The sequence below is a fragment of the Bacteroidota bacterium genome (genome assembly GCA_018831055.1).
In the GTDB taxonomy this organism is placed as follows: domain Bacteria; phylum Bacteroidota; class Bacteroidia; order Bacteroidales; family B18-G4; genus M55B132.
The window spans coordinates 1-3058 of record JAHJRE010000044.1 but is presented as its reverse complement, the minus strand read 5'-3'; the positions used below and the strand labels follow the sequence as shown (position 1 = coordinate 3058).

The 3058-nt window shown below is 47.1% G+C and carries 4 protein-coding genes; all 4 read right to left on the bottom strand.

Going from position 1 to position 3058, the window contains the following annotated elements; all coding sequences use genetic code 11:
* Positions 1 to 231 (bottom strand): hypothetical protein (locus KKA81_02900; protein MBU2649859.1); only part of this gene is annotated, 231 nt, incomplete at its 3' end.
* A gap of 247 nt (positions 232 to 478) precedes the next feature.
* The gene (locus KKA81_02895; GenBank protein MBU2649858.1) at positions 479 to 1714 is read right to left on the bottom strand and encodes an FtsX-like permease family protein; all 1236 of its coding nucleotides are present in this window, start codon (positions 1712 to 1714) and stop codon (positions 479 to 481) included.
* Positions 1715 to 1719: 5 nt separating this feature from the next.
* The gene (gene rbfA / locus KKA81_02890; protein MBU2649857.1) at positions 1720 to 2058 is read right to left on the bottom strand and encodes a 30S ribosome-binding factor RbfA; all 339 of its coding nucleotides are present in this window, start codon (positions 2056 to 2058) and stop codon (positions 1720 to 1722) included.
* 19 nt (positions 2059 to 2077) lie between these two features.
* The coding region (locus KKA81_02885; protein ID MBU2649856.1) for a hypothetical protein at positions 2078 to 3058 on the bottom strand (981 nt) is incomplete at its 5' end.

The window sequence follows — 3058 nt, the reverse complement described above, 5'->3', positions numbered from 1 at the left end:
TGAAAAACCCGGAATATTTAGTTGAATGAAGACACCTTCTTCCGTACGGACTTTCAGGGTGCTGATCTCAGCGATCGTTTGAGTGATAAGCAGTTCCTCGTAAGTATTGGAGACAACCCTGGTTTGGGTTTCTTTACCCTTTTGCAAGGCGATATCACGCCCACTGACCATGGTTGAAGCAAGCAGGATGATCACAGACCCCGCGAAAGCCATGAAAGCAGATTTGTTCATAATTAAGGATGATAATGTTCAGTATGAGTTAATTAAACCTAATCGGCAAAGATACTATAATTCTTTGCCAAATATATAAAGGTTATTGAATACCTTCATGTTTTGCAGGGAAAGAATTTTGGAACAAATCTTATAACCCAGAAAGCACCTCCAAGCCCGACCCCGGAGGGGTCGCATGTTTATAGCCCGGATAACCCCACATAACACACGACCCCGGAGGGGTCGCATATCTGTCACCCAGCCAACCCTACTGCAATTTCACCCTCAAAAACCTCCTGGAAATCTGCCTGACAGGGATGACAGCAGCAAGGAATCCGATAATGATCACGGTGAGGAATACAAAAACAAAATCAGTCCATTGCATTTGCACGGGATAATTCTGAACAATGAAGGAACCGCCTCCGTCACCCAGGCGGAGCAATCCGAATTGCTGCTGTGCCAGGCAGAGCAAGGCACCGAGGATCAATCCCGCTATTGCACCGATGATGGAGATCATCATGCCTTCAACCAGGAAGATGCGCCGGATCAGCTTATTGGAAGCCCCCATGCTGTAAAGCACGGCCACGTCTTTCTTTTTATCGATGATCAGCATGGTTAGGGACCCGATCATGTTAAAGGTGGCTATGATCAGGATAAAGGTGAGGATGAGGAAGATGGCCCATTTTTCGGAGCGCATGATGCGGTAAAGCAATTCCTGCTGTTGAAAACGGTTCTTTACCACGAAATTCTCCCCGGCGATAGCGCTAATGACCTCCTGCATCCTGAACATATCGGTTCCTTCCTTCAGGTCAATTTCCAGGGCCGTCACTTCCCTGTCGTATTCGAACAAACCGCGGGCAAAGGATATGGGCACCAGGACGTACTTAACATCAAAATCCTGGTGAAGGCTGATGATCCCTGCCGGGGAAATGTCTCTTTCGTTAAATGCCTTATCGAGCGATATTCCTGCCATTTCCCCGGTACGGCTTGGCACAAAGACCTGGAAAGGCCTTATGTAATCATCCAGAAACAGTCCTGCATGATAAGCAGCCCCGGCACCCAGCACCGCGAAGGGCATCTCATCGGTCCCAAGGTAAAACCTGCCGTCGATCATCATGGAATCAAGCGCTTTGGCCTGACCGTAATCCGTGTATACGCCCTTCAGGGTGATGAGATGCTGCCGGCTGTTGAATTTCATGAGGGCATTGTCTTCCATGACTTCCGTGACATAATAAACCCCATCAAGCTTCTTCAGGCTGTCGAGCCCGGCCTCTTCGGGTAAAAAAGCTTTCCCCCTGGCCGGTGTAATTTTTATGGCTGGATTGTAGGAATTATAAAGCGACACAATGAGGGATTCGAAGCCGTTAAAGACCGAAAGCACCACGATGAGCGCCATCGTACCCAGAGTAATACCACCCACGGAAATCCCGGAAATAATATTTATGATATTGAACGATTTCCTGGATAAAAGATATCTTTTGGCTACAAAAAGGGAGAAGTGCACGGTGATTACTGTTTGAGCAGGTTATCAATATTCTCAATATAATCAAGAGAATCATCCTGAAAAAACTCCAGTTCGGGTACTTTTCTCAGCTGATCCTTCACCTTTTGCCCAAGATGGAAGCGGATATCCCTTTTCTGCCCGTTAATATGATCCAGGATGGCCGCTTTGTCACCGGTGGCAAAAATACTCAGGTATATCCTGGCAATAGACAAATCGGAAGTTATCTTGACCTTTGTGACGGTCACCAGGGCGCCTTTAGCCCAGGCAGCAGTATTGCGCTGGAATATTTCGCTTACATCCCGTTGCAGCATCCTGGAAATCTTTTGTTGTCTTTTGGAATCCATAGGACAAAGATACCTTAAATTATTTATCCCTCTGTTGTGCAGGCACTTCTTTCAACGGATCCGTCGGCAGTTTCTGCAAGTTTTTCAGCAGATAAACGAAAACATTGTAAACATGTTTCCCACCGCGTGTTATAGCAAGTGTATCCACCGGGGTGATTTCCCGGAAATACCCCGGATATAAAAGCGCCGGATCCTTAAAATCCCGGCTACTGGTCAGGAACCAGGCATCCATACCTATGCGGAACCCTCTCCTTTCGCGGTTAATCCAGGCATATTTATGGATTTTCTCAAGGTCTCCGATGGCAAGCACCTGCATGTCCAGGGGGCGGGCAATGTAGTAGTCGATATTGGCAGCAGGAAACCAGCGATAGGATATGATAGGTAAAGGCTCAGAACCCTCCGGAACATTCGGGAGAATCTCAAGCCTGAATTTCTCCGAAGTCTGTTCCCATCCGTACATATCAAGGGAAACATCTTTTTTCCCGAGCTTTTCCGGGTTATCTGCATCCTGATAAAACAAGCCGGTTTTGATCTGAAGCAATCCTGCGATAATAACTGCCAGCATAAAGACCAGGGCCATTTTTACCGTTACAGGGATTAATTTATGCGGAACCATAACCTTATCCATCCGGCCTCCTGCCAGCAGCATCATTCCCAGGTAACCCGGTGCCGACCAATGCGGCAAGGTCTGACGGAAAAGAGAAAAGACCAGGAAGATGAAAATGAGGGGTAAAGCGGTCCATAATAACAAGTATTCCTGAGAACCTGGCGGAAGTTTTCTGCGAAACGCCATTCCTGCCAGCACAACAAGATAAATGATAACATTAACAGGGTTGTTGTAAAAGAATTGTCCGCCGAGTTCGGTAAGGAAATAGTCCAATCGTATGCCCGAGCTGAACATATTCACCCTTTCCCCCTGGAATGTGAAGCTTATCCAATGGTTTTGTATATTCCACAGGATCACCGGAAGAAAGAGCAAGGCGGAAAGAGCGAGGGAAAT